Annotated in this window: 19 protein-coding genes and 1 tRNA gene; 13 read left to right on the forward strand and 7 right to left on the reverse strand. The window is 69.3% G+C overall.

Features of this window, described 5'->3' with window-relative positions; all coding sequences use genetic code 11:
• The first annotated feature begins 37 nt into the window (after positions 1–37).
• Both glpR and AB0I35_RS19075 read left to right on the forward strand, forming a co-directional pair.
• Positions 38–1033, forward strand: coding sequence for a gephyrin-like molybdotransferase receptor GlpR (gene glpR, locus AB0I35_RS19070; RefSeq protein ID WP_357397407.1), 996 nt, complete (start codon positions 38–40; stop codon positions 1031–1033).
• A gap of 87 nt (positions 1034–1120) precedes the next feature.
• A tRNA-Ala gene (locus tag AB0I35_RS19075) sits at positions 1121–1193 on the forward strand.
• Positions 1194–1270: 77 nt separating this feature from the next.
• Here the strand turns inward: AB0I35_RS19075 and sigJ are convergent.
• Positions 1271–2179 (reverse strand): RNA polymerase sigma factor SigJ, encoded by a 909-nt coding sequence (gene sigJ / locus AB0I35_RS19080; protein ID WP_357397408.1) that lies wholly within the window; start codon positions 2177–2179, stop codon positions 1271–1273.
• A gap of 137 nt (positions 2180–2316) precedes the next feature.
• Here sigJ and AB0I35_RS19085 point away from each other — a divergent pair, with 137 nt between their 5' ends.
• Positions 2317–3066, forward strand: a complete 750-nt coding sequence (locus tag AB0I35_RS19085) for an NAD(P)H-binding protein (RefSeq protein WP_357397409.1) — start codon at positions 2317–2319, stop codon at positions 3064–3066.
• A complete protein-coding gene (locus AB0I35_RS19090; protein WP_357397410.1) occupies positions 3063–3506 on the forward strand; it encodes a hypothetical protein in 444 nt (147 codons plus the stop codon). The genes AB0I35_RS19085 and AB0I35_RS19090 overlap by 4 nt, the downstream gene beginning before the upstream one ends.
• Here AB0I35_RS19090 and AB0I35_RS19095 read toward each other — a convergent pair.
• The gene (locus tag AB0I35_RS19095; protein WP_357397411.1) at positions 3496–4365 is read right to left on the reverse strand and encodes an alpha/beta hydrolase; all 870 of its coding nucleotides are present in this window, start codon (positions 4363–4365) and stop codon (positions 3496–3498) included. The two genes, AB0I35_RS19090 and AB0I35_RS19095, sit on opposite strands and share 11 nt — an antisense overlap.
• A gap of 54 nt (positions 4366–4419) precedes the next feature.
• On the opposite strand from AB0I35_RS19095, the gene AB0I35_RS19100 reads away from it, so the two are divergent.
• A complete protein-coding gene (locus AB0I35_RS19100; protein WP_357397412.1) occupies positions 4420–6381 on the forward strand; it encodes an AfsR/SARP family transcriptional regulator in 1962 nt (653 codons plus the stop codon).
• A 124-nt stretch (positions 6382–6505) separates the two neighbouring features.
• Here AB0I35_RS19100 and AB0I35_RS19105 read toward each other — a convergent pair whose 3' ends face one another.
• On the reverse strand, positions 6506–7099 hold the full coding sequence (locus tag AB0I35_RS19105; RefSeq protein ID WP_357397413.1) for a TetR/AcrR family transcriptional regulator: 594 nt from the start codon (positions 7097–7099) through the stop codon (positions 6506–6508).
• Between the two features lie 123 nt (positions 7100–7222).
• Here AB0I35_RS19105 and AB0I35_RS19110 point away from each other — a divergent pair, with 123 nt between their 5' ends.
• Positions 7223–8071, forward strand: coding sequence for an SDR family NAD(P)-dependent oxidoreductase (locus AB0I35_RS19110; protein WP_357397414.1), 849 nt, complete (start codon positions 7223–7225; stop codon positions 8069–8071).
• Between the two features lie 13 nt (positions 8072–8084).
• On the opposite strand, the gene AB0I35_RS19115 is transcribed toward AB0I35_RS19110, so the two are convergent.
• Entirely contained in the window at positions 8085–8336 is a 252-nt protein-coding gene (locus tag AB0I35_RS19115; protein ID WP_357397415.1) for a hypothetical protein, read from the reverse strand.
• Here AB0I35_RS19115 and AB0I35_RS19120 point away from each other — a divergent pair.
• Both AB0I35_RS19120 and AB0I35_RS19125 read left to right on the forward strand, forming a co-directional pair.
• Positions 8317–9282, forward strand: a complete 966-nt coding sequence (locus AB0I35_RS19120; RefSeq protein WP_357397416.1) for an ATP-binding cassette domain-containing protein — start codon at positions 8317–8319, stop codon at positions 9280–9282. The genes AB0I35_RS19115 and AB0I35_RS19120 overlap by 20 nt on opposite strands.
• Positions 9282–10058: an ABC transporter permease gene (locus AB0I35_RS19125; RefSeq protein ID WP_357397417.1), complete on the forward strand. Its 777-nt coding sequence runs from the start codon at positions 9282–9284 to the stop codon at positions 10056–10058. Before AB0I35_RS19120 ends, AB0I35_RS19125 begins: the two co-directional genes overlap by 1 nt.
• Here the strand turns inward: AB0I35_RS19125 and AB0I35_RS19130 are convergent.
• The gene (locus tag AB0I35_RS19130) at positions 10042–13185 is read right to left on the reverse strand and encodes a BTAD domain-containing putative transcriptional regulator (protein WP_357397418.1); all 3144 of its coding nucleotides are present in this window, start codon (positions 13183–13185) and stop codon (positions 10042–10044) included. The genes AB0I35_RS19125 and AB0I35_RS19130 overlap by 17 nt on opposite strands.
• 150 nt (positions 13186–13335) lie before the next feature.
• Between AB0I35_RS19130 and AB0I35_RS19135 the strand changes: the two genes are divergently transcribed.
• Positions 13336–13965, forward strand: a complete 630-nt coding sequence (locus AB0I35_RS19135; RefSeq protein ID WP_357397419.1) for a hypothetical protein — start codon at positions 13336–13338, stop codon at positions 13963–13965.
• Positions 13966–14025: 60 nt separating this feature from the next.
• Here the strand turns inward: AB0I35_RS19135 and AB0I35_RS19140 are convergent, their stop codons facing one another.
• Positions 14026–15516 (reverse strand): MDR family MFS transporter, encoded by a 1491-nt coding sequence (locus AB0I35_RS19140; RefSeq protein ID WP_357397421.1) that lies wholly within the window; start codon positions 15514–15516, stop codon positions 14026–14028.
• A gap of 291 nt (positions 15517–15807) precedes the next feature.
• Between AB0I35_RS19140 and AB0I35_RS19145 the strand changes: the two genes are divergently transcribed.
• Positions 15808–16734: an alpha/beta hydrolase family protein gene (locus AB0I35_RS19145; RefSeq protein WP_357397422.1), complete on the forward strand. Its 927-nt coding sequence runs from the start codon at positions 15808–15810 to the stop codon at positions 16732–16734.
• Here AB0I35_RS19145 and AB0I35_RS19150 read toward each other — a convergent pair.
• The gene (locus AB0I35_RS19150) at positions 16727–18904 is read right to left on the reverse strand and encodes a hypothetical protein (protein WP_357397423.1); all 2178 of its coding nucleotides are present in this window, start codon (positions 18902–18904) and stop codon (positions 16727–16729) included. The genes AB0I35_RS19145 and AB0I35_RS19150 overlap by 8 nt on opposite strands.
• Positions 18905–19086: 182 nt before the next feature.
• Here AB0I35_RS19150 and AB0I35_RS19155 point away from each other — a divergent pair, with 182 nt between their 5' ends.
• The 3 genes from AB0I35_RS19155 (at position 19087) to AB0I35_RS19165 (ending at position 22424) form a co-directional block, all read left to right on the forward strand.
• A complete protein-coding gene (locus AB0I35_RS19155; RefSeq protein WP_067485472.1) occupies positions 19087–19530 on the forward strand; it encodes a GyrI-like domain-containing protein in 444 nt (147 codons plus the stop codon).
• The gene (locus AB0I35_RS19160) at positions 19527–19967 is read left to right on the forward strand and encodes an AraC family transcriptional regulator (RefSeq protein WP_357397424.1); all 441 of its coding nucleotides are present in this window, start codon (positions 19527–19529) and stop codon (positions 19965–19967) included. The genes AB0I35_RS19155 and AB0I35_RS19160 overlap by 4 nt, the downstream gene beginning before the upstream one ends.
• Before the next feature lie 309 nt (positions 19968–20276).
• Positions 20277–22424, forward strand: a complete 2148-nt coding sequence (locus tag AB0I35_RS19165) for an Rv1355c family protein (RefSeq protein WP_357397425.1) — start codon at positions 20277–20279, stop codon at positions 22422–22424.
• The last annotated feature ends 64 nt before the right edge of the window (positions 22425–22488 follow it).

Raw genomic sequence — 22488 nt, forward strand, 5'->3', positions numbered from 1 at the left:
GACAACACGTTGGCGGGGACGGGAGGTGATGACCGCGATGCCTAATTCGATCCTGTGGATCGGACTGGTCGTTCTGTGGGTATTCGTCCTGTTCCCGATCCTCGCGGACCGGCATCCCCGGATCCGCCGCACCACCGACGCCGCACTCGCCACGCGCGTGCTGCACCGTGGCGGGGCCGAACGACGGATTCGCATCGGGGCGGCGGGCGGACACGAGAGTGACCCCGACTATCGCCCCCGTGTGCTGACCAAGCGCCCCCACCGTACCGATTCGGAGGATCGGATGACGACCGATGAGCCCGTCACCGAAGGCGATGACGAAAAGCCCACCGTCACAGCAGAACTCGACGACATCGAGCACGGCCCCGATGAAGAACCCGACGACACCGCCGAACTCACCGCCGCCGAGGCCGACGACGCCGCGGCCGAACCGGATTCGGTCGAGGCCGTCGCGGAGGAGCCGCCGGTCTCGGCGCGCATCCCACCCGCACCACCCGCCCGCCTCGACGACCTGCCCGAACCCGCCGCCGTCGACGACGACGAGGACTTCGTGCCGTCGCGGCGCGGACGCGGCGGCTACGACCCCGAGGCCGACGCCATCGCCCGCGCCGCCCGCTACAGCTTCCGCCAGCGCGCGGTGCTCGGCCTCATCATCGCCGTCATCCTGTTCGCGGCCTTCGGTCTGCTGCTGAACTCGATGTTCTGGTGGGCCTGCGGCCTGTCCGCCGCCGTGCTCGCCGGCTACCTGGCGTACCTGCGCAAGCAGGTGCACGTCGAGGAGGAGATCCGGCGCCGCCGCATGGCCCGCCTCGCGCGCGGCCGCACCCGCGAAACCGCCACCGCCACCCCCGAGGCGGCCACCACGCGCCGCACCATGGACCGAGACACCGCCCGCGCCCTGCGCCGCCGCTCCACCCTGCTAGACACCGACGACGAGGATCCGATGTTCGAACACCTCGAAACCTTCGACCCGGCCACCGCCCGAGCCCTACGCCACCGGGTCTCCGACCTCGGTCGAGCCGTCGGCGAATAACCGGCAGAACAGCAGGTCAGCACACCGATTCGGTATCCGGCCGCACCGCCTGATACAGTGTCACAGCGCGGTTCGCCAGAGCCGCACGGGGCTATAGCGCAGTTGGTAGCGCGTCTCGTTCGCATCGAGAAGGTCAGGGGTTCGATTCCCCTTAGCTCCACAGTTGGTACGGCAGAAGGGGTGTCGCGGACTTATTCCGCGACACCCCTTCTGCTGTTTCCGGCAGTCGAATCTCAGCTATTCGGGCACTGCTCCGCCGAGAGCCGCGGCGGCGAAGGCCAGCTTCGCCTCGGCGACGATCATGCGAACGGCCACGATGCGCGAGTCCACGAGTTCGAACGAGAGGACGGCCGCGAGCCGGTCGCCGTCGAAGGCGAGCGCGGCGGGTTCGCCGTTGATCATCGCGGTGTCGACGGTGACCCGCGCGGCCTCGAGGCGACGGCCCGCACCGATCAGATAGCGCAGCACACGCTCACGGCCCAGGATCGGACGACGAGCCGCGGTCGCGCCGCCGCCGTCGGTCCAGGCCACCACATCCTCGGCCAGCAGGCGGTGCAGTCGCGCCGTGTTGCCCGTGGTGGCCGCGGCCAAGAATTCGGTGACCATCCGGCGATGCCGGGACTCGTCGGCGTCGAAACGCTTACGGCTGCCCGCCAGATGCGCCCCGGCGCGGCGGTACAGCTGACGTGAGTGCGCGGCGTCGATCTCGAGAATGTCGGCTATCTCGGCATGCGAATGGCCGAATGCCTCACGCAGCACGAAGACGGCACGTTCGGTGGGAGTGAGTTGTTCCAGCAGCACCAGGAACGCCATGGACACGGACTCACGCTGCTCGACCGTCTCCAGCGGACCGAGTACACCGGAATCGGTGAGCACCGGTTCGGGCAGCCACGGGCCCGGATAGGAATCGCGGCGCGCCCGCGCGGACGTGAGGTGGTTGAGGCACAGATTCGTGACCACCTTGGACAACCAGGCGCCGGGTGTCTCGACCCAGTCGGCGTCGTGCCAGCGCAGATAGGCGCTCTGCACCATGTCCTGGGCGTCCACGGCGGAGCCGAGCAGGCGATACGCCAGGCCGAACAGGCGCGGCCGATGCTCTTCGAAGATCGACGCGCGGCGGGCGTCGACGGTTTCCGGCGTCTCCATCGCTCGCGACACTATTCGAAGCAGGCCGCTCTACTGGACTGCGAGGTGCGTCACAGTCGTGCCTACCTGTCACATTTCAGGGCCGTGCCCGGTTCTGAACCGGTGAACGTGGATCGTCCGCAGGAAGTGAGGTCGAGATGAACACAGTGCTGGTCACCGGTGGCACCGGGAAACTGGGCCGGGCCGTGGTCGAAAGGTTGGCGGATGGGGAACGCGAGATCCGGGTGCTCAGCCGCGCGCCTGGAACGAGGCGTGTGGTCGGGGACCTGCGCACGGGTGCCGGGCTCGCGGACGCCGTCGAGGGTGTGGAGGTGATCGTGCACTGCGCCACCACCTACGGTCGCGATGATGTGGTGGCCGCCCGGTGGCTCGTCGAGGCGATCAGCCGTACCGGGGGCGCACCGCATCTGGTGAATATCTCGATCGTCGGTGTGGACCGGATTCCGTTGCCTTACTACCGCGCCAAACTCGCGGCGGAACAGGTGATTTCGGGGAGCGGGGTGCCGTGGACGAACCTGCGGGCCACCCAGTTCCACGATCTGCTGGCCACCATCTTCGACGTGCAGCGGTGGTTGCCGGTCACCTTCGCTCCCGACAAGTTCCGATTCCAGCCCGTCGACATCGGCACGGTCGCGGACCACCTGGCGGAGCTGGCCATCCACCCACCCGCCGGCCGTGCACCGGATCTGGGCGGGCCGCGGATTCACAGCCTGCGTGAGCTGGCCGGGATCCACCGCTCGGTCGTGCATCGGCGGCGGCCGATTCTGTCGCCTCGGCTGCCGGGCAAGATCGCGCGCGGCTACGCGCAGGGGTGGAATCTCGTCCCCGACAACCCCCGGGGCACCGTCACGTTCGAGAGGTTCCTGCGCGAGCGGGTGTCACGGTGACGGGCGTGCGGGAGCGGGTGGTACGCGGTGGGCTCCTGTTCTTCGCCCTGGTTTCCGCCGGCCTGGGAGTCGTCATCCTGGCCGTCCCCGAATGGTTCTTCTCGCTCTCCTGGGTGAATCTCGGCATGCAATACAACCCGCACCTGTTGCTCGACTACGGGGCCATGAATCTGGCACTGGCCGTTCCGCTCGCGGCATCGGCCGTGGCCGCGACCCCGGCGGCCGTGCGGAGCGGAACTGCCGCGTACGCGGTGTGGTCGGTTGCGCACCTCGTGATCCACCTGCGCTACCGGGCGCACCTCACGGCCCACACCTCGGCTGTGAACGCGAACCTGCTGCTCGTGGTTCTTGCTGTCGGAGTGGTGATCTCGCTGATCCTGTTCCTGCTCAGCTTGCGAGACCGGACGGCCGGGCGAAAGAACCAGCGGGTCAGCGGGTGAGCAGGGCGCGGATCTCCGTGGCGACCAGCGCTGGGTCCTGTTCGGCCATGAAGTGTCCTGCCTCGACCGTGCGATGCCGCAGATCGGGGGCCCATGCTTTCCAGAGGGCGGTGGCGTCGTAGCCGAGGGCGGCACCCCAGTCCTGTTGCAGCACGGTGACCGGCATGGTGAGGGTGTTGCCCGCTGCTAGGTCGGCGCGATCGTGGTCGACGTCGACGGTGGCCGAGGCGCGGTAGTCGGCGACGATGGACGGGACCGCTGCCCGGCACGCGGCGAGGTAGGCGTCGCGGACCTCCGCGGGGAGGGCCTGCGGATCGAGGGTCCAGGCGTCGAGGAAGTAGCCGAAGAACTCGTCGGCCGCGGCCGCGATCATCCGTTCCGGCAGACCCGGCGGCTGCGCCATCAGATATAGGTGGAAGCCGACAGCACCGGCGGTTCCGTGCAGCGCATCCCACATGTCGAGGGTGGGCAGCACGTCCAAGCAGGCGAGGTGGGTGATGACCTCCGGGTGATCCAGTCCGGCCCGGAAGGCCACCAGCGCGCCGCGATCGTGCCCGACCAGTGCGAAGCGATCGTGTCCGAGAGCGCGGGCCAGTGCCACGATGTCGGCGGCCATGACGCGCTTGCTGTAGGTGTCGCCGTCGTCGAGCGGCTTGTCGCTCGCGCCGTAACCACGCAGGTCGGGGCAGATGACGGTGTGTTCGGTCGCGAGGTCGGCGGCGACGTGCCGCCACATCAGACGGGTCTGCGGAAAACCGTGCAGCAGCACGATCGGGCTGCCTGATCCGCCGACGGCCGCCGAGAGTCGCACCCCGTCGGCTACCTCGACGATGTGGGTTTCGAAGTGGGGGAAAGTCATGGTTGCTCCATTCGTTCGGTCCGGTCCAGAGTGCGTGCCGCGAATGAGCAACCGATGAGCGTCGGTACGGTACGTCGGGTGGAGATCGGTGTGTTCGGGGCGGTGCGGGCGCTCGACGAGGCCGGTGCGCCGGTCGCGCTCGGTGGGCCGCGACAACGCGCCGTACTGGCCAGGCTGGTCGCCGCCCACCGCCGGGTGGTGCCGGTCGACGTGCTGGTGGCAGACCTGTGGGACGAACCGCCCCGCGACCCCGTCGGCACGGTGCGTACCTTCGTCGCCGCGTTGCGCCGGGGCCTCGAGCCCGAGCGTGCCCCACGCACCCCGGCACGGGTGCTGGTCACCGAAGGGCCCGGCTACGCAATGCGCCTGCCCGACGACGCGGTGGACGTGTGGCGCTTCGCCCACACGGTCGAAGCGCTCGGTGACGCGCCGCCTGCCCGGGTGGTGACCGGGCTGAGCGAAGCGCTGAGCTGGTGGCGCGGACCCGCTTACGCCGAAGCCGGCGACGCGCCGTGGGCGCTGGCGCCGCGCAGCCGGCTCACCGAACTGCGCTCGCTCGCGGTCGAGCGGCTGGCCGCGGCGCGGATCGAACTCGGTGACACGGCCGCCGCCGTAGCCGACCTGGACGCGCACGTCGTCGAACACCCGTGGCGCGAAGACGCCTGGCACCTACTGGCGCTCGCGTTGTATCGAGCCGGTCGGCAGGCCGACGCGCTCACAGTGCTGCGGCGCGCGGGGGCGATGCTGCGCGACGATCTCGGTCTCGAACCCGGTCCTCGCCTGGCCCGGCTGGAACAAGACGTTCTGCGCCAAGCCGGCTACCTGGATCGCAGCGGTGACGCGGCCCGGCTGTGGGCGCAGGCGACCGCCGCCTACGACAGCACCGTCTCCGACCGTGTTCGGCTCGAATCCACGGTCGGTTTGATGCGCGACCTGGCCGTCACCGGGGGTGCGGGACTCAATGCGGCACAACGGCATCGCGCCGCGGCCGTCACCGCCGCCGAGCAACTCGGCGACCCGATCCTGACCGCGCGCGTGATCGGCGCCTACGACGTCCCCGCCGTGTGGCCCCGCTCCGACGACCCGGCCCGGGCCCGGTCGCTGGTCCGCAGCGCCGAACGCGCGCTCACCGCGATACCGGACGGGCCCGCCGCGCTGCGCTGCCGACTGCTGGCGACGATCGCGGTGGAGTCGCGCGGCATCGACGCCGGAACGCGCGCCGAACGCGCCGCCCGCGAAGCCGAACGGTCGGCGCGCGAAATGGGGGATGCGCCGTTGTTGGCCTATGCCTTGAACGGTGTCTATATGCAGAGCTTCGCCCGTACCGGTCTGGCCGCCGAACGTGCGGTGCTCGGAGAGCGTCTCGTGGCCCTCGGCGAGCAGCACGGCTTGGTGCGCACCGCCGTCCTCGGTCACCTGATCAACTTGCAATCTGCCTGTGCCACAAGTGATCTCACGCTGGCCGACACTCACGCACGGGCGGCCGACGAGCTGTCGGCCCGGCACGACCTGCCGCTGGTCGGTGTCTTCACCACCTGGTATCGAGCCCTACGCACGGCGGTCACCGAGCCTTTCGATCAGGCGCGGTCCGCATACCGGCGCGCCGCCGAACTGCTGCCGGGGTCCGGGATGCCGGGGCTGGCCGACGGACTGCTGCCCTTGGCCTTGCTCGGTCTGCACCTGCAACACCACCGCCCGTTCCGGCCTGAGCCGGGCACGGGGTGGGGCCCGGCGGAGCCGTGGATCCGTCCGCTGCTCCTGGCCGAAGCCGGCGACCTCGCGGCCGCGCGCCTCGCCCTGCGCGGCCTGCCCGATCCACCGAGAGATCCGCACGCCGAAGCACTCTGGTGTGTCCTCGGCCGCGCCGCCCTGCTGGTCGGTGACCAGGACACCATCGCCCGCGCCCACACCGCCCTACTGCCGGCGGCCGCCGAATCCGCGGGCGCGGCAGGCGGATTGTTCACGGCCGGCCCCGTCGCCGATTACCTCGCGGAACTGTCGGCGGCCCGGAACTGACGGCTTCGCGCCGCACCGCGATGGCGCTTGCCCCGCGAAAGTGCGCACTCCTTCGGTTCGCTAGATCACGGCAGTTCGGCGGTCGCGTCGAGGATGTGGTCCGAGTCGTAACCCACAGTGCCGTTCAGAGCAGGCTCGCGACGAGGCGGTGGCTGCGCTCGGTCATCGCCTCGGCGGAGTGCTGTGGGTGCTGTAGCCACCAATCGACCAGGGCCGCCACCACTCCGGTCCACACCGCCACCAGGGCGGATCTGTCATCGGGGTCCGTCTGTCCTCGGTGTGCGAGGAACGCCGAAACGCCCTGCTCGGCTTGGTCGGCGATCCGGGCGCGGGCCGCTCGGGCCGCTTCGGCGGCGGGTCCGCTGTCGGGGTGGGAGCGGTCGAAGACGACTTTCCAGTCGTGGGGGCGAGGTTCGAGGGCGGTGAAGATCGCGGCCAGTGTTCGCTCCGCCATCGCGAGGGTCGGTGTGGTGTCGATCGCCACGTCGATCGCATCGCCGAGGACGGTGCCGGCCCGCTGGACGCACGCCGTGTACAGACCGTCTTTGGATCCGAAATAGGTGTAGACGAGCGGTTTGGATACGTCCGCGCGCGCGGCGACCGTGCCGATCGACAGGCCCGCGTAGCCGACCCGGCCGATCTCCTCGGCCGCGAGGTCGAGGAGCTGGGTCTCACGCTCGGCCCGGGGGACTCCTTTGGTTCCCGCGCTGCTCGTCACGTCCCCTCCTTCGATGACTGTTGACGGCGATATATACAACAAGTAACTTACCATTTGGTCAATTCGCTGGAGAGTCGCTGCGAGGCAGTCGGCCCCACTCACCTCCGAACCAGGGCAGGCGTAATGAACAATCCCGTGACGAAGGTCCTTCTCAATCCCGCACCTTCCGCCAAATCCGTGCTGGGCGCGGCTCTTTCGGGGCCGGTCGACCTCAGCGGGAAAGTTGTCGTGCTGACCGGGGCGTCGTCGGGGATCGGTGAGACCACCGCGCGGCTGTTGGCGAGCCACGGTGCCCAGATCGTCGCCGTGGCCCGCGATCGGGAGCGCCTCGATCAGGTCTGCGCCGACATCGCCGCCGCGGGTGGGCGCGCGCACGCGGTGCCGTGCGATATGACGGACGCCGATCAGGTCGGCGCACTGGCCACCACGGTGCTCGACCTGTTCGGGGTACCGGACATCATCATCAACAACGCGGGACGCTCGATCCGGCGCACGGCGCTCGACGCCGCCGAACGGGCTCATGACTACGAACGGACCATGGCGGTCAACTACTTCGGGCCCGTCCGGTTGACGCTGGCGATGCTTCCCGCGCTGCGCCTGGTGAACCGCGGCCACATCATCAATATCGGTACCTGGGGAACCACCGCCGGGGTGATGCCGAAATTCAGCGCCTACCACGCTTCCAAAGCCGCGCTCGCCGCCTTCGGCCGCAGTGTCGGCGCGGAATGCCACGGCACCGGTATCAAGGTGACCACCATCGGATTCCCGCTCGTGCGCACTCCGATGATCAGTCCCACCGCCGAGTACGACAGCCAAGCGGCCCTTACTCCCGACCAGGCCGCGCAGTGGGTGCTCACCGCTGTCCGAGATCAGCCGGTCGAGCTGTACCCCGTCTACGCCGGAGTGCTGCGACTGATGTCGGCCCTCTCCCCGCGCCTCACCGACGCTGTCGTCCGAGCCGCCGGTATCTGACTCGGGGAACGTGTCAGAAGACGAGATAGCGGAGGGTAAGGAAGCGGGCAAGGCCCACGGCGGCCATGATCGCCAGCATGGCGGCGGCCTGGGTGAGCGCGCCGAGGGTGGGGGCGAAGGATTCGAGGGCGGCCAGGGCGGCTGTGGTGATGGCGAGGCCGATCAGTGCGAGGCCGCCGCCCTGATACTGGGCCGTGAACCAGGGGACGGTGGTGGCGCGAAACGTGAGGCGGCGGTGTAGTTCGTTGGCTATCACCGTGCTCACCACGGAGCCCGCGACGTTGGCGGTGGCCTCGGGGCTGCGGAAGTCCTACGGGGACAAGAAGGTTCTCGACGGGATCGACATCACCGTGGAAGCGGGAAGTATCTTCTCCCTGCTCGGCCCGAACGGCGCGGGCAAGACCACCACCGTCAATGTGCTCACCACGCTGCTTCAGGTCGACGCGGGCACGGCGCGGGTGGCGGGCCACGACCTGATGGCCGAGACCAAGGCGGTCCGCAAGGCCATCGGCGTCACCGGCCAGTTCGCCGCCGTCGACGACCTGCTCACCGGTGCGGAGAACCTGCGGCTGATGGCCGACCTGCACCGCCTGCGTGGGGCGGCGGCCAAGCGGGTGATCGCCGACCTGCTCGAGCGCTTCGATCTGGTCGAGTCGGCGAACAAGCAGGCGGGCAGCTACTCCGGCGGTATGCGCCGCAAGCTCGATCTGGCGATGACGCTGGTGACCAAGCCGCGGATCATCTTCCTCGACGAACCGACCACCGGCCTCGACCCCCGCAGCCGCCGCACGATGTGGGACATGGTGCGCGAACTGACCGGCGAGGGCGTGACGATCTTCCTCACCACCCAGTACCTCGAGGAAGCCGATCAGCTGGCCGACAAGATCGCGGTCCTCGACCAGGGCCGCATCGTCGCCGAAGGCACCGCGAGCGAACTCAAGCGCCGAATGCCCGGCAGCCACATCAAGTTCCGCTTCAGCGGCGCCGCCGAACTCGCCGCCGCCGCCCGTGCCCTGGCCGGCTCCACCCCCGACGAGGACTCGCTCACCCTGAGCGTCCCCGGTGACGGTGGAACGAAAAACCTTCGCGCCCTGATGGACCGGCTCGCCGCCCACGACCTCGAGGCCGACGAGGTCTCCATCCACACCCCCGATCTCGACGACGTTTTCCTCGCCCTCACCGGGCGCGCAACCCAGGAGGCCGAAGCCTGATGAGCACCACCACGTCCAATCCACTGTCCAGCGCGCTGTTCGATTCGTCGGTCATGTTGCGGCGCAACTTCACCCACATCACCCGCAGCCCGGTGACCATCTTCAACGCCGCGCTGATGCCGGTGATGATGATGCTGATCTTCGTCTACGTCTTCGGTGACGCCTTCGATGTCGGCGAGAACTACATCGACTACGCGGTGCCGGGCATGCTCATGCTCGCCATCAGCTACGGCCTGTCCGGCACGGCGGTGTCGGTGAGCTCGGACATGACCAAGGGCGTCATCAACCGGTTCAAGGTGATGGATGTGTCGCGCGGTGCCGTGCTCACCGGGCATGTCGCGGCCAGCATCGTCACCAATGTGATCGCCCTGACGGCCGTGCTCGGCGTCGGTTTCGCGCTCGGTTTCCGGTCACCGGCGAGCGCGGTGCAGTGGCTCGGCGCGCTCGGTGTGTTGCTGGCGACCGCCTTCGCCGCCGCCTGGCTCACCGTCGCTCTCGGCATGGCCGCCAAGACCCCGGAGGCCGCGGGCATGTCGGTGGTTCCGCTGCTCATGCTGCCCTTCCTGAGCAGCGCGATCGTGCCCGCCGAGAAGATGGGCCCCGGTGTGCGGCAGTTCGCCGAGTACCAGCCCTTCACGCCGATCATCGAATCGGTGCGCGGCTTCCTGGCCGGCACGCCGTCGGGCGGCCACACCGCCGCCGCCTTCGCCTGGTGTGCGGGCTTCGCGGTGATCGGCTATGTGTGGTCGCGCTCGACCTTCAGCAAGCGAGTGTGAGCTCGACCAGTTCGGCGACATCCGACGCCGACCCACGAGCCACCGCCTCGGCGAAGCCCGCTTCGCCGAGGCTTCGGCGTGTCCACTCCTCGATGCGGGCGGCGTCGGGCAGCGACAGGTCGGGCACGCCGCGGGTGACGGTGGCGGCACCGAGCAGGCGGGCGGCCTGCTCCGGTTGTCCGGCGCGCAAGGCCAGATCCGCGATTCCGACGAGGATCTGGGCCAGCAGCGCCGCGTGACCGGCGCTCGATGCGGCCTGGAAGGCCGCGCGGTGGCTGGTACGCGCCTCGTCGAGATCGGCGGCGAGATAGCCGCGCAGATCGTGGGCCATGGCGCTGACCACCGGTTGCCCGGCCTCGTCACCGAGCAGTTTCTGTGCCAGTTCCATCTGCTGTTGCGCGAGCACGGGTTCGCCGCTCCACCTGGCCAATTCGGCCCGGACCAGCGCGACCTCGGCCAGCGACGTCGGCCAGCCGGTGCGGTCCGCGCACTCCTGCGCGTGCGCCAGCGCCGCCTCGCTCGCCTCGGTGTCGTCGAGCAGCCAGTACAGCTGGGCCTGGCGTGCGCGCATCCGCACCACGGCCTCGAGCGTGCCGACCTCGGTGACCACCGCGATCGCCTCGTCGAAAAGCGCGCAGGCGGCATCGAATTCGCCGCGCATGGCCGTGCGGTTGGCCAGTTCGGTCAGCGCGAACGACATCCCCCAGCGCTCGCCGATGCCACGGAATTCCGCGAGCGCCTGCTCGAGCAGTTCGTCGGCCGCGCGGCCCGGATGGCCGAGCACGGTGCGCAGCTTGCCCAGTTGCAGCCGGGCCAGTGCGCGCACCCACGGATCATCGTCGGCGAGCAGCGATTCGAACGCGGGCAGATAGTGCTCGGGGCCGGCCAGGATGCGCTCCAGCGCACCGGCGAACCGCAGCGCGGGATGTCCACCCCGGCTGTCGCGGCCGTACCGGTTGGCCTTGCGGATCCACTCACCGACCTCGTGCTCACCACTGCGACCGCCGCTGAGGAAGTGCACGACCAGGGCATACACCGTTGCCCGTGTCTCGTCGTCCACGTCGCCGGACAGTTCGGCGGCGGCCAGGACGAACTCGGTGCCCTCGCCCTTGTGCCCGGCCAGCCACCAGTACCAGCCCGCCGCGGCGGCCAGGCGCATCGCGGCATCGGCGTCGGCGGCGGCGAGGGCCGTGCGCATGGCGACGGCGAGGTTGTCGTGGTCGGCCTCGAGTACAGCGAGCCAGTCGAGCTGCTCGGCGCGGCGCAGGTGCGGTTCGGCGGTGGCCGCCAGGGCGATGAAGTGCGCGATGTGCGCTCGGCGTGCGGATTCGGCGTCACCCGCCTCGTCTAGGCGTTCGGCGGCGTACTGCTTGATGGTCTCGAGCATGCGGTAGCGCGGCTGTGGATTCTCGGACACCGTGAGCAGCGACTTCTCGGTCAGCGTGGTGAGGTGTTCGAGCACTTCCCAGTCCCGCACCGTCGCACCGTCGGCGCAGACCTGTTCGGCCGCTTCGAGACTCGCACCGCCGGAGAACACCGCGAGCCTGCGCAGCACGGTCTTCTCCGCGTCCGACAGCAGCTCCCAGCTCCAGTCGACCACCGCGCGCAGGGTGCGGTGCTGGGCGATCGCGGTGCGGCTGCCGCCGGTGAGCAGGCGGAACCGGTCGTCGAGGCGGTGGGCGAGCTGGTCGAGCGACATGGTGCGCAACCTCGCCGCCGCCAGCTCGATCGCGAGGGGGATACCGTCCAGGGCGCGGCACACCCGGGCCATCGTCGCCAAAGCCGTCGCGTCCGAACCGAGGGCGCCGCGCACCGCGCTCGCGCGGTCGCGCAGCAGGACGACGGCGGGGGAGGACTCGATCGCCTGCGGGTCGGCGTTCTCCCTCGGCACCGTGAGCGGCGCGACCTGCCACAGCGCCTCGCCGGTGATGCCGAGCGGTTCCCGGCTCGTCGCCAGGATGCGCAGACCCGTGCATTCACCGAGGATCCGGTGGGCGAAGGTGGCGGCGGCCTCGATCACGTGCTCGCAGTTGTCGAGGATCAGCAGGGTTTCCCGATCGCCGATGGCGGCGACGAGCCGGTCCAGCGGTTCGGCGTTCGGGGTGTCGCCGATCAGGGCGTCGCGCCGGCCGAGTGCCGCGAAGGCCAGCTGAGCCAGGTCACCGCTCGCGTCGGTGGCGGCGAGTTCCACCAGCCACGCGCCTTCGGGGAGGTCGTCGAGCATGGTGCGGGCGGTTTCCACCGCCAGCCGGGTCTTGCCCGAGCCGCCGGGGCCGGTGATCGTCGTGAGCCGGTGTGTCGCGAGGAGTTCGCGCACCACGGCGATGTCGCCGTGCTTGCCGATATAGCTGGTGAGCTCGGCGCGCAGGTTCGTCGAGCGTTGCGCGGGCCGGGCACCGACCTCGCCGCGCAGCAGCGCGACATGCAGCTCCGACAGCTCCGGTGACGGGTCGACGCCGAGTTCGTCGGCCAGCGCCTCGCGGGTGCGCTGGTACACCACCAGCGCCTCGGCCCCGCGACCCGCCGCGCCGAGCGCCCGCATCAACGCGGCCACCAGCCGCTCCTGAACCGGATGCCGCGCAACGACTTCGGTGAGCTCGGCGAGAACCTCGGGGCCACGACCCAGCCGCACCTCGGCCTCGTACCGGTCCTCCATCGCGGCCAGGCGCAGCCCCTGGAAACGGGTGACCACCGGGTCGAACGGGGCGCTGTCGGCGACATCCTGCAGGGGCTCGCCGCGCCAGAGTTCCAGTGCCTCGCGCAGCAGTTCGGCCTGACGCAGGTCGTCGGTGCCGCGCGCTTCATCGAGCAGCCGTTCGAAGCGCACCGCGTCGACGGCGCCGGGGTCGACGGCGAGACGGTACCCGCCCGCTCGCACCTCGAGTGAACCGTCGGGCAGCAGTCTGCGCAGCCGGGAAACCAGCGCCTGCAAGGCATTCGCGGCGTCGGCCGGAGGTTGTTCGTCCCAGATCAGGTCGACGAGCCGGGATTTGGGGATGGCGCGGCCCGGTTCCAGCGCGAGGGCGATGAGCAGTGCCCGCAGTCGGGCGCCGGGTATCGCTATCGATCCACCGTCTGCTGTCCGGATCTCCAGCGGCCCGAGCATTCCGATCTGCACGTCGCCCATTGTGCACCGGGTGACCGGGCGATGCCCACCACAGCTGGTCGTCTGTCCGGATATGGTGTCCCCGGGTGCGTCAGGGTGGTGTCAGCCTCGTGTCAGCGCCGGTCGCGACAGTATGGTCATCAACCGAACGGATCCACCGAGGAGCACCCGATGTACACCTTCGCCACCACCGCACCGGTCACCGTCAGCGTCGATGTCCTGTCGGCAGGCGTCACCGTCATCGCCTCCGACCGCACCGACGCCGTCGTCACCGTCGCACCGTCCGATCCGGGCAAGAAGGGCGACGTGCGCGTCGCCGAACAGACCGAGGTGAACTTCGCCGACGGCAAGCTCACGGTGGTCACGCCCAAGAGCTGGCGCACCCACAGTCCGTTCGGTGGTAACCCGTCGATCGAGCTGACCATCGAGGTGCCCACCGGCTCGCACCTCACCGGAACGGCCGGGGTCGGGCAGCTGCGCGGCAACGGTGCGCTCGGCGCCTGCGACCTGACGATCTCCCTCGGCGACATCGTCCTCGAACGGCCCGCGGGTCCGGTCACCGCCAAGGTCGCCAAGGGCGACATCCGCATCGGTGAGGTGACCAGCGGCGAGATCCGGGTGGAGACCTCCATGGGTGAACTGGAGGTGGGCGTCCGCCCCGGCACCGCCGTGCAGCTCGAGACCGAGGCGACCGTCGGCGCGGTGCGCAACACGATCGTGCCGGTCGCCCCGAACGGTGAGTCGGTGCGCCTGCACGCGCGGAACACCGTCGGCGACATCATCATCCGTCCCGCGGCCTGACCGGCCGGGACAACGACGAAGCCCCCGTCCACGAGGAACGGGGGCTTCGCGGGGATCAGGTCAGTTCTTGACCAGCTCCGGGGTTTCCTCCTCGGCGTCCCGCACCATCGGGGCGGCGTGTGGGTCGGCCGCCGCGCGAGCCGGCAGCAGCACCGCCATCGCGATGACGATCAGGGCGAGGACGGCGGAGACACCGAAGGCCAGGCGCATACCGTCCAGGCCGGCCGTCGCCGGGTCGGTGCCCGCATCGATGAGCGAGGTACTGCGCGCCGACATCACGGTGACCACCAGCGCGGTACCGAACGCGGCGGCCACCTGCTGCAGGGTGCCGAGCATCGAGCTGCCGTGCGAGTACAGGTTCATCGGCAGGGCGCCGAGGCCGAGGGTGAACACCGGGGTGAACGTGGCCGCCAGCGACACCATCATCAGGATGTGCAGGCCGAGCAGCTGCCAGTAAGGCATATCCGTCGAGATCTGGGTGAAGCCCGCCAGCGAGACAGTGATGCCGATCGAGCCGGGGATCACCAGCACGCGCCCACCGAACCTGTCGAACAGCTTGCCGACGGTCGGCCCGAGCAGACCCATCGCCAGACCACCCGGCATCACCAGCAGACCGGTCTCCAGCGGGCTCAGGTGCCGCAGGTTCTGCAGGTACAGCGGCAGCAGGATCATCGAACCCATCATCGCCAGGAACGCGACCGACATCAGCACGAGTGCCTTGGTGTAGGTGCCCGCGAGCAGCACGCGCAGGTCGAGCAGCGGGGTGCCGGTGCGCTGCAACCGCACCTGACGCAGCGCGAACGCGCCGATCAGGGCCAGGCCGACGGCGACGATCGCGATCGCGGTCGTGTAGTCGTCACCGTGGAACTTGCTGAGCCCGTACACCAGCCCACCGAAACCGAGCGCCGCCAGCGCGACACTGAGCAGGTCGATGGCCCCGGCCGCGGGCTCGCCGACGTTCTCGAGCTGGCGAAGACCCAGCCAGGTGACGATCGCGGTGATCGGCAGCATCACGACGAAAAGCAGTCGCCACGAGTCGATCTGGGGCACGCTCACCTGCAGGATCAGCCCCGAGACCACCGGCCCCATCGCGGGCGCGACCGAGATGGCCAGGGTGACGTTACCCATCACCCGGCCGCGGTCCTTCTCCGCGACGACGGTCATCAGCGTGGTCATCAGCAGCGGCATCATCACCGCGGTGCCACCGGCCTGGATGATCCGGCCGATGAGCAGCACGGCGAAGGTGGGCGCGACGGCCGAGAGCACGGTGCCGGCCATGAAGGTGGCCATCGCCGTGGCGTAGGCCGTCCTGGTCGTGACCCGCTGCAGGAACCAGCCGGTGGTGGGGATGATCGCCGCCATGGTGAGCATGAACGCGGTGGACACCCACTGCGCGGCCACCTCGGTGACCTTCAGATCCTCCATCAGCCGGGGGATCGCGTTGATCATGATGGTCTCGTTGAGGATCACGACGAAGGTCGCGAGCACCAGGACCCGGATGACAGTGGGCGTCCGCTCCTTCGCGGCAGGTGCGGATATGTCGGCTGGCATTCGGGTAAACCTCCGGGGCGGGGAACGGCGGGTGTGCGGGCACCACAAGAAAGAAGACGGGGGCCGTCGGTCCAACTCATCGGGCGCGGGCAAGTATTCCGGTCACCACCGACACAAATCATCTGGTTTTCCGGGCGCCGAGTGCTCGGCTGTCGGCGGAAACAGCAGCTCACCAGCACCTCATAGGTCATACGTCCAGGTCGCAGTGACCCTGGTCACCATCCGGTGGCGGTGTCGGCCGACCGCGTGTGTTTCGGTGTCGAACCCGGGAGCAGGGGGTATACCGGATCGGTGACTACATCGAGGGTGTGGCTTGCGGTGATGTGCGCGATCGTTGCTGTTGTCGGCGGGGGCCGGGCGTCAGCCGATCCGGGGGCTCATGTGACGGGGGAGGTGCCGTTGGGCGGCCGGGCCGCCCAGATCGACGTGTACTCACCCGCGATGGGGCGGGTCGTGCAGAACAAGGTGATCAAGGCGGCGGGCGCGGGTGCGCCGACGCTGTACCTGCTCACGGGTGCGGGCGGTGGCGCCGACGGCATCTCCTGGTGGGACAACACCGATGTGCGGCACTTCTTCGCCGACAAGTTCGTCAATGTGGTGATGCCGGTCGGCGGTGCGTTCACCCTGTACACCGACTGGATCTCCGATGATCCCGCCGTCGGGCGCGTGCGATGGGAGACCTACCTGACCGAGGAACTGCCCGGCGTGATCGACGACGCGCTCGGCACCAACGGCCGCAACGCCATCGCCGGTGTGTCGATGAGCGCGGCGTCGGCGCTGGATCTGGCGATCCAGGGCGGTCCGAGGTTCTCGGCGGTGGCGGCGTTGAGCGGATGCCCGTGGGCGGCCGACCCGATGGGTATCGCGATGGCGAGCGCCCAGGCCGTGCGCGGCGGCGGCAACCCGGGCAACATGTGGGGCGTGCCGGGCGGACCGACCTGGCGCGAGCACGACGTGTTCGCCAATGCCGGTCGGCTCGCGGGCAAGTCGATCTTCCTCGCCGCCGCGACGGGCGCACCGGGCGCCGCCGACCGTGGTCTGCCGATGCCGCCGCTCGAGACCATCGCGGGCGCCTGCACGGCCGCCTTCGCCGGGCGCCTCGCCCAGCTGGGTATCCCGGCAGTGCACGTGCACCGGCCGACCGGTTCGCACACCTGGGGTCAGTTCGAGGCCGACCTGCACGAAGCCTGGCCGCACCTGGCCGCCGCGATCAGCTGACCGCGACGCGGGGGCGCTCGGCGGCCGGCTCCTCGACCGTCGGTTCGTCCGCGCGCCGGTACCACCAGTGCAGCGCCGCGATGCCGAGCACGGCGAGCAGCGCCGCCGTAAGGCTGATCGACAGGCCGGGTGGTCGCCAGGTGATGGTGAGCTGGGCATTGTGCGTGCCGGGCGGAATGTCGACGGCGAGGAAGGTGCCCGCCACCGCGCGGGTCGGTATCTCGCTCGGGCCGAGGGTGGCTGTGTAGCCGGGCCAGGCCAGGCGGGCGAACACGATCCGTCCGCCGGTGCCGGAGGAGACGGTCGCGCGGTTGGTGAGTCCGGCCTCGGGCATCACGGTGGCGTGGACACCGGATTCGTGCGCGATCATGTCGCCGGGGGAGGGCAGCGGATTCACCCGTTCCAGCACCCAGATCTGGTGCTCGTGGCCGGGGTAGCGGACGAACGCCCAGCCCGGCGGTGCGGGCTTCTCGCCCGCGTCCGGGTACTGCGCGCGTTGCAGCACAACGCGATCCAGTCGCATCAGGTCGACGATCGGCGTGTCGGTCGACGGTTCGACGGCGAAGACCCGGCGATAGGCGTCCGGGCAGGTGCCACCGTCCCACGCCATGCACAGCAGTCCCGCGAAGGCGGCGTGCCCGACGGGGGTGTACCCGTTCACGTACTGCAGGCCCATGTTCTTGGCGTAGCTGCCGAGCGCGATCGATCCGTAAGTGCCCGCGAGCGTGCGTTCCTCGTCGCGCACCGCGATGCGGTCCGCCAATTGCAGTGTGCGCCCGCCGAAATCGGGGAAGGCGGCGAGCATCTCCGAGCGCCGCTCCGGGAACCCGTAGGACAGTGGGGTTTCGGGGGCGGCCGCGACCTGTGCGAACGCGATGGGCATGGTCGCGGCGATCATCGCCGTCGCCGCCGCTGCCACGCCACGGTGACGCGCGAGCCACAGCGCGCCGGCGCCCATCGCCACGACCACGACGACCGCGAGCACATGCCGCACGAGGAGTTCCGGTGCGGCCGAGAAGGACCGGATGAACAGCAGCCCGATCAACGCGCCCGCCGCCGCGTACCGCCGCCGCGACGACGCGAACACCCCGTACCTGCTGAGCAGGACACAGACGAGCACGAGCACGGAGATGGCGAGCATCGGCAACACCCGCGCGGGCCAGCGCAGCGGCCCGATCGCGCCCGGTCCCGCCGTCCACATCAGTGTCGCCACTCCGAACAGGGCGATGCCGCTCCACTCGCTCGCCGACTTCGCCGCCGCCTTCCAATCGATGAAGGCGAGCGCCGGAATCACGAACCACGCGATGTAGACCATCGGCAGTGGTTGCACATGCCCCCACCACGCGGTGAACGCCGGAACCGTGCTCGGCAGACTGGCATTGAGCGATTCCGACCACGGCACCGTGAGGAACGGATCGTTGTGGATCGTCGAGACGTCGCCGCGCCAGGTGGCCTGTGACGACAGCAGCAGCGGCAGATTCGCGATCAGCGAGGCGAGCGCGGCGAGACCGGCGGCGGTGAGCATCCGCAGCACCGGCACCCACTTGCGCTGATGCAGGTACTCCCCGGCGGCCACGGCCACGATCATCAGCGCGGCTTCGACCGCCGGGAAGACGTATTGGATCGTCAGCGCCAGGTACAGGAACACGAACAGCGGGATCGGGCCGGATCGTTTGCGTGCGTAGAGCACCGCCGAGGCCCAGGCGTGCACGAGCCACGCGGTGCCGGTCTGCGAGGTGAACCAGCTCGCCTCGTCGAAGAACAGGAACCAGCCGCTGAAGGGGAACGCCACACCGGCCAGCGCCGCCCACGGCGCCCGCGCGCCGTAGGCCAGGCAGATGCGGAACACACCGAGCGCCGCGATCGCGGAGAAGACGAACTTCACGGCCGTCGCGTAGCCGGCCAGATTGTCGAACGAGGGCGCGAGCAGATACACCAGCAGCTGGGCCGGGTTGTAGAGCCCGGCCTCCTCGAGGCTGTAGTTGCCCGCCATCCATTCCCACGGGACCATCGCCGGGAACCGGCCGGCCCGGAGCTCGGTGCCGAGCAGCTGCCACATCGGCACGTACTGCGCCTCGGTATCGTCGGTGTAGAAATGCCGCGCGTCGCCGAGCAACACCGCGATGTACCCCGCCAGGACCGCGACAGCGACAAGTCCTGCCCACCGCATCACTTGTTTTCGCGGTTCGAGCGCCGCGCGTACCCACACGAGCGCGGGAGCTTAGGGCATGGAGGTGAATCGGACAATGCCCCGCGCGGTGATGGACGTTTGACCAGCTCAGCTGTGGTTAGGTGGGGTCGACCGATGTTGATAGCATGGCGCAACCGTGCCGACCTTCGAGAGAGTCATCAATGCAGTTCGAAATCGTCGAGCGGGACGAGACCTGGGTGGCCGGTTTGCCGGTCCGCAGTCCCAAACGCGCACTCGGTAAGCTGCGCGACCACGACCTCGAAGCCGCCTGGTCGGCGGTCCTGCACCAGGATCTCGGCGGGCCTCTGGCCAGCGCCTACACCGATTTCAGCGGTGAGCTGGGCACCTACAACACCCAGATCGTCGGCTATCAGTGCGATTCGCTCGACCAGGTCACCCGTGGCCATCTCGCCGCCCGGCTTCCGCGCGGCGCCTACGCCCGCTTCTCCTCGGTCGGTAACTTTCCCCAGGTGATGACGGATCTGTGGACCCAGATCGCCTACGCCGAAGAACACAACCAGATCAAACGCACCTTCACCGGCGATTTCGAGTGCTACCCGCACGCGTACAAGATCGACCTGTACCTGGCGGTCGATCCGCGATGACCTACACGATCGTGGTCCGCGGCGGGGCGCTCTACGGCGGCCTCGCCGTACCGCGCGTGCATCCCAGTTTCAAGGTCTCCAACAGCGATCTGATCGAGTTCCTCAAGGACCGGCTGCGTGACCGCCCCGGCGGGCGCGAACCGCTGCACACCGTCTACGTGCCGGACCCGGCGGGCAACTGGAACGCCCTGGTCGCCCGCGAATTCGCCGCGCCCGACGAGGTTCCCGTCGGTGACCTCATGGTGAGCGTGCCCAAGGGCATCTACGCCCGCTTCGCGCCCAACGGCGATTACCACGACCCGGTCGAGGACGTGTGGGCCCAGGTCGACGACGCCACCGCCTCCGCCGAGATCTCACGCGCCTACCGCGAGGAGATCGAGGTCTGGCACGGGCCGACCGACGTGGAACTGTTCGTCTCGATCCAAGTTGATAACTGACGGATAGCTGCATTCGGACCGTACGGTCTGCGAAAATTTACTCAGTGCACCCTAACCGCTTCTGACCTGCGGTTATTTCAACTGGCTCAGAAGGTTTCCGGGAAATTAGCCACTTGTCTGGTGGATTCGTAACCGATGACGGATACTGCACCAGTCGGCATCTATGGGACGCCGACCCCTTGCGGGCGTGAAGCATGGAGTAGGAACCCGATGGCTGTCGATGCAGCATGCGGCGAAACGCGGTTGCGGCGGATTCACCGTCACACCACCGCGGTCGCGACGGCACGTTTTCGTGGGGTCGATCGATAGATGAACGAATTTGCACCACAGACGGCGGACTACCGGCCACGTCTGCTCGATCCGCGCGACCCCACCCACCGGGCAACCTTGCGGCAGCTCGCCGAGACCCCCGGTATCCAGACCGTCGACCTGCGCGCCGGACTACGCGCCGAACTCGATCAGCTCACCAGCCCACCGCCGGGGCTCGACCCCGGCGAGGAACGGTGGGTGCACTACCCGTGGCGCAACGCGCTCGTCGCCGTCCTCGGGCCCGACGCCTTCGCAGCGATCCGCTCGGACCGCAACCGCAACAAGCTCACCCGCGACGAACAGCGGCGGCTGCGGGAACTGCGCGTGGGCGTCGTCGGGCAGAGCGTCGGCCATTCGGTGGCCTACACGCTGGCGCTCGAGGGCACCTGCGGGCTGCTGCGCCTGGCCGACTTCGACACCATCGAGCTGTCGAACCTCAACCGGGTCCCGGGCGGGCTGTTCGACGTCGGCGTGAACAAAGCGGTGGTCACCGCCCGCCGCATCGCCGAACTCGACCCCTACCTGCCGGTGGAGATCTGGCAGACCGGTGTGCTCACCGAGACCGCCGACGAATTCCTCGACGGGCTCTCCCTCGTGGTCGAGGAATGCGATTCGCTCGACATCAAATTCGCGGTTCGCGAAGCCGCCCGCCGCAAGCGCATCCCGCTGCTGATGGACACCAACGACCGCGGCCTGTTCGACGTCGAACGCTACGACCTCGAACCCGGCCGCGAACCCTTCCACGGTCTGCTCGGTGCGACCACCGGCGCCCAGCTCGCCGGTCTGGACACCAGGTCCAAGGCGCCACACGTGCTGCGCATCCTCGACCCGGCCCAGCTGTCCGCGCGCATGGCCGCCAGCCTGGCCGAGGTCGGCGAAACCATCACCACCTGGCCGCAATTGGGTGGTGAGGTGCAGCTGGGCGCCGCGATCGTCAGCGCGGCGGTCCGCCGGATCGGGCTCGGGGTGAAGCTGTCGTCGGGCCGAACACGCATCGACCTCGAGGCCGCCCTCGATTCGCTCGCCGAACCCGGCTACCTCGACGACGATGCCGACGACCACGCCACCGAACTCGACGACGAACCACCGCCCGCCGACACCATCGGCGCGATCCTCGCCTGCGCGCAGCGCGCGCCCTCGGGCGGCAATGTGCAGCCGTGGATCCTGCGTGGCGACGACGAGCTCATCGAGATCGCCCTCGATCCGACGGACACGACGGCGATGGACGTCGACCTGCGCGGCAGCGCGGTCGCGGTCGGTGCCGCGCTGTACAACGCCACGGCGGCGGCCGCCGCGCACGGTTTGCTCAGCGACACGCAACTGCTCGTCGACGAGCCGTCGGCGCCCCTGATCGCCCGCCTTCGACTGCGTCCCGGCACCGACGACGAGCTCGCCGCCGACTACCCGCACGCCTGCGCACGCCACACCAACCGGCGCCTCGGCAACGCCGCCGACCTCCCGGATTCGGTGCTGCCCGCCCTCGCGCAAGCAGCGGGCGACCAGGCGATCGTGCATGCGATCACCGGACGCGAACGCCTCGTTGAGGCCGCGGATCTGCTCGGTGCCAGCGATCGCGTCCGCTATCTCACTCCGCAGCTGCACCAGCAGCTCTACGCCGAATTGCGCTGGCCGGGCGAGGATATCCGCACCGGGATCGATGTGCGGACCCTCGACCCGGCACCGGACGAACTGGCGAAACTCCAAGTCGGCAGCCGCAGCGATGTGATGGACCGGTTGCGTGAGTGGTCGGCGGGCACGGCACTCGGCGAATTCACGGTCGATCGGGTGCGGTCGAGTTCCGCACTCGTCGCCGTCGGGTTCCGCAAACGCGGCGGCGGTGCACCGGATCTGGCGGACTACGCGCGGGCCGGTGTCGCGGTCGAAAAGGTCTGGTTGCGGGCGCAACTGCTGGGGCTGGCGGTGCAGCCGGTGTCTCCGGTGTTCTTGTACGCGAACCGGGCCGAGGATTTGCGCCGCGTTTCTCCCGAGTTCACAGATACACTTGCCAGCATTCAGAGGCGTTTCCTGGACATCATGGGGATCTCTGAGGATGAGAACGTGGCATTGGTTCTTCGTCTGAGCTACGCCGCCGCTGCGAGCGTTCGCAGTCGACGGTTGCCGGTGCCTGGCAGTAGGAACGACGGATAGCGCGGATCGGAGACAGCGTGCATCGGCAATCGCTCGACTCACTGGTGACCGAGGTCGCCTCCGA

It is taken from the genome of Nocardia sp. NPDC050378 (assembly GCF_040655675.1).
GTDB lineage: Bacteria > Actinomycetota > Actinomycetes > Mycobacteriales > Mycobacteriaceae > Nocardia > Nocardia coubleae.

Bases quoted from the DNA above. Each gene is read 5' to 3' on its own strand.
- AB0I35_RS19130 (WP_357397418.1), bottom strand. From the start codon at position 13,185: ATGGGCGACGTGCAGATCGGAATGCTCGGGCCGCTGGAGATCCGGACA.
- AB0I35_RS19155 (WP_067485472.1), top strand. From the start codon at position 19,087: ATGCAGTTCGAAATCGTCGAGCGGGACGAGACCTGGGTGGCCGGTTTG.
- AB0I35_RS19165 (WP_357397425.1), top strand. From the start codon at position 20,277: ATGAACGAATTTGCACCACAGACGGCGGACTACCGGCCACGTCTGCTC.
- glpR (WP_357397407.1), top strand. From the start codon at position 38: ATGCCTAATTCGATCCTGTGGATCGGACTGGTCGTTCTGTGGGTATTC.
- AB0I35_RS19100 (WP_357397412.1), top strand. From the start codon at position 4,420: ATGAGCGTCGGTACGGTACGTCGGGTGGAGATCGGTGTGTTCGGGGCG.
- AB0I35_RS19095 (WP_357397411.1), bottom strand. From the start codon at position 4,365: ATGACTTTCCCCCACTTCGAAACCCACATCGTCGAGGTAGCCGACGGG.
- AB0I35_RS19085 (WP_357397409.1), top strand. From the start codon at position 2,317: ATGAACACAGTGCTGGTCACCGGTGGCACCGGGAAACTGGGCCGGGCC.
- AB0I35_RS19110 (WP_357397414.1), top strand. From the start codon at position 7,223: ATGAACAATCCCGTGACGAAGGTCCTTCTCAATCCCGCACCTTCCGCC.
- AB0I35_RS19125 (WP_357397417.1), top strand. From the start codon at position 9,282: ATGAGCACCACCACGTCCAATCCACTGTCCAGCGCGCTGTTCGATTCG.
- AB0I35_RS19150 (WP_357397423.1), bottom strand. From the start codon at position 18,904: ATGCGGTGGGCAGGACTTGTCGCTGTCGCGGTCCTGGCGGGGTACATC.
- AB0I35_RS19160 (WP_357397424.1), top strand. From the start codon at position 19,527: ATGACCTACACGATCGTGGTCCGCGGCGGGGCGCTCTACGGCGGCCTC.
- sigJ (WP_357397408.1), bottom strand. From the start codon at position 2,179: ATGGAGACGCCGGAAACCGTCGACGCCCGCCGCGCGTCGATCTTCGAA.
- AB0I35_RS19135 (WP_357397419.1), top strand. From the start codon at position 13,336: ATGTACACCTTCGCCACCACCGCACCGGTCACCGTCAGCGTCGATGTC.
- AB0I35_RS19140 (WP_357397421.1), bottom strand. From the start codon at position 15,516: ATGCCAGCCGACATATCCGCACCTGCCGCGAAGGAGCGGACGCCCACT.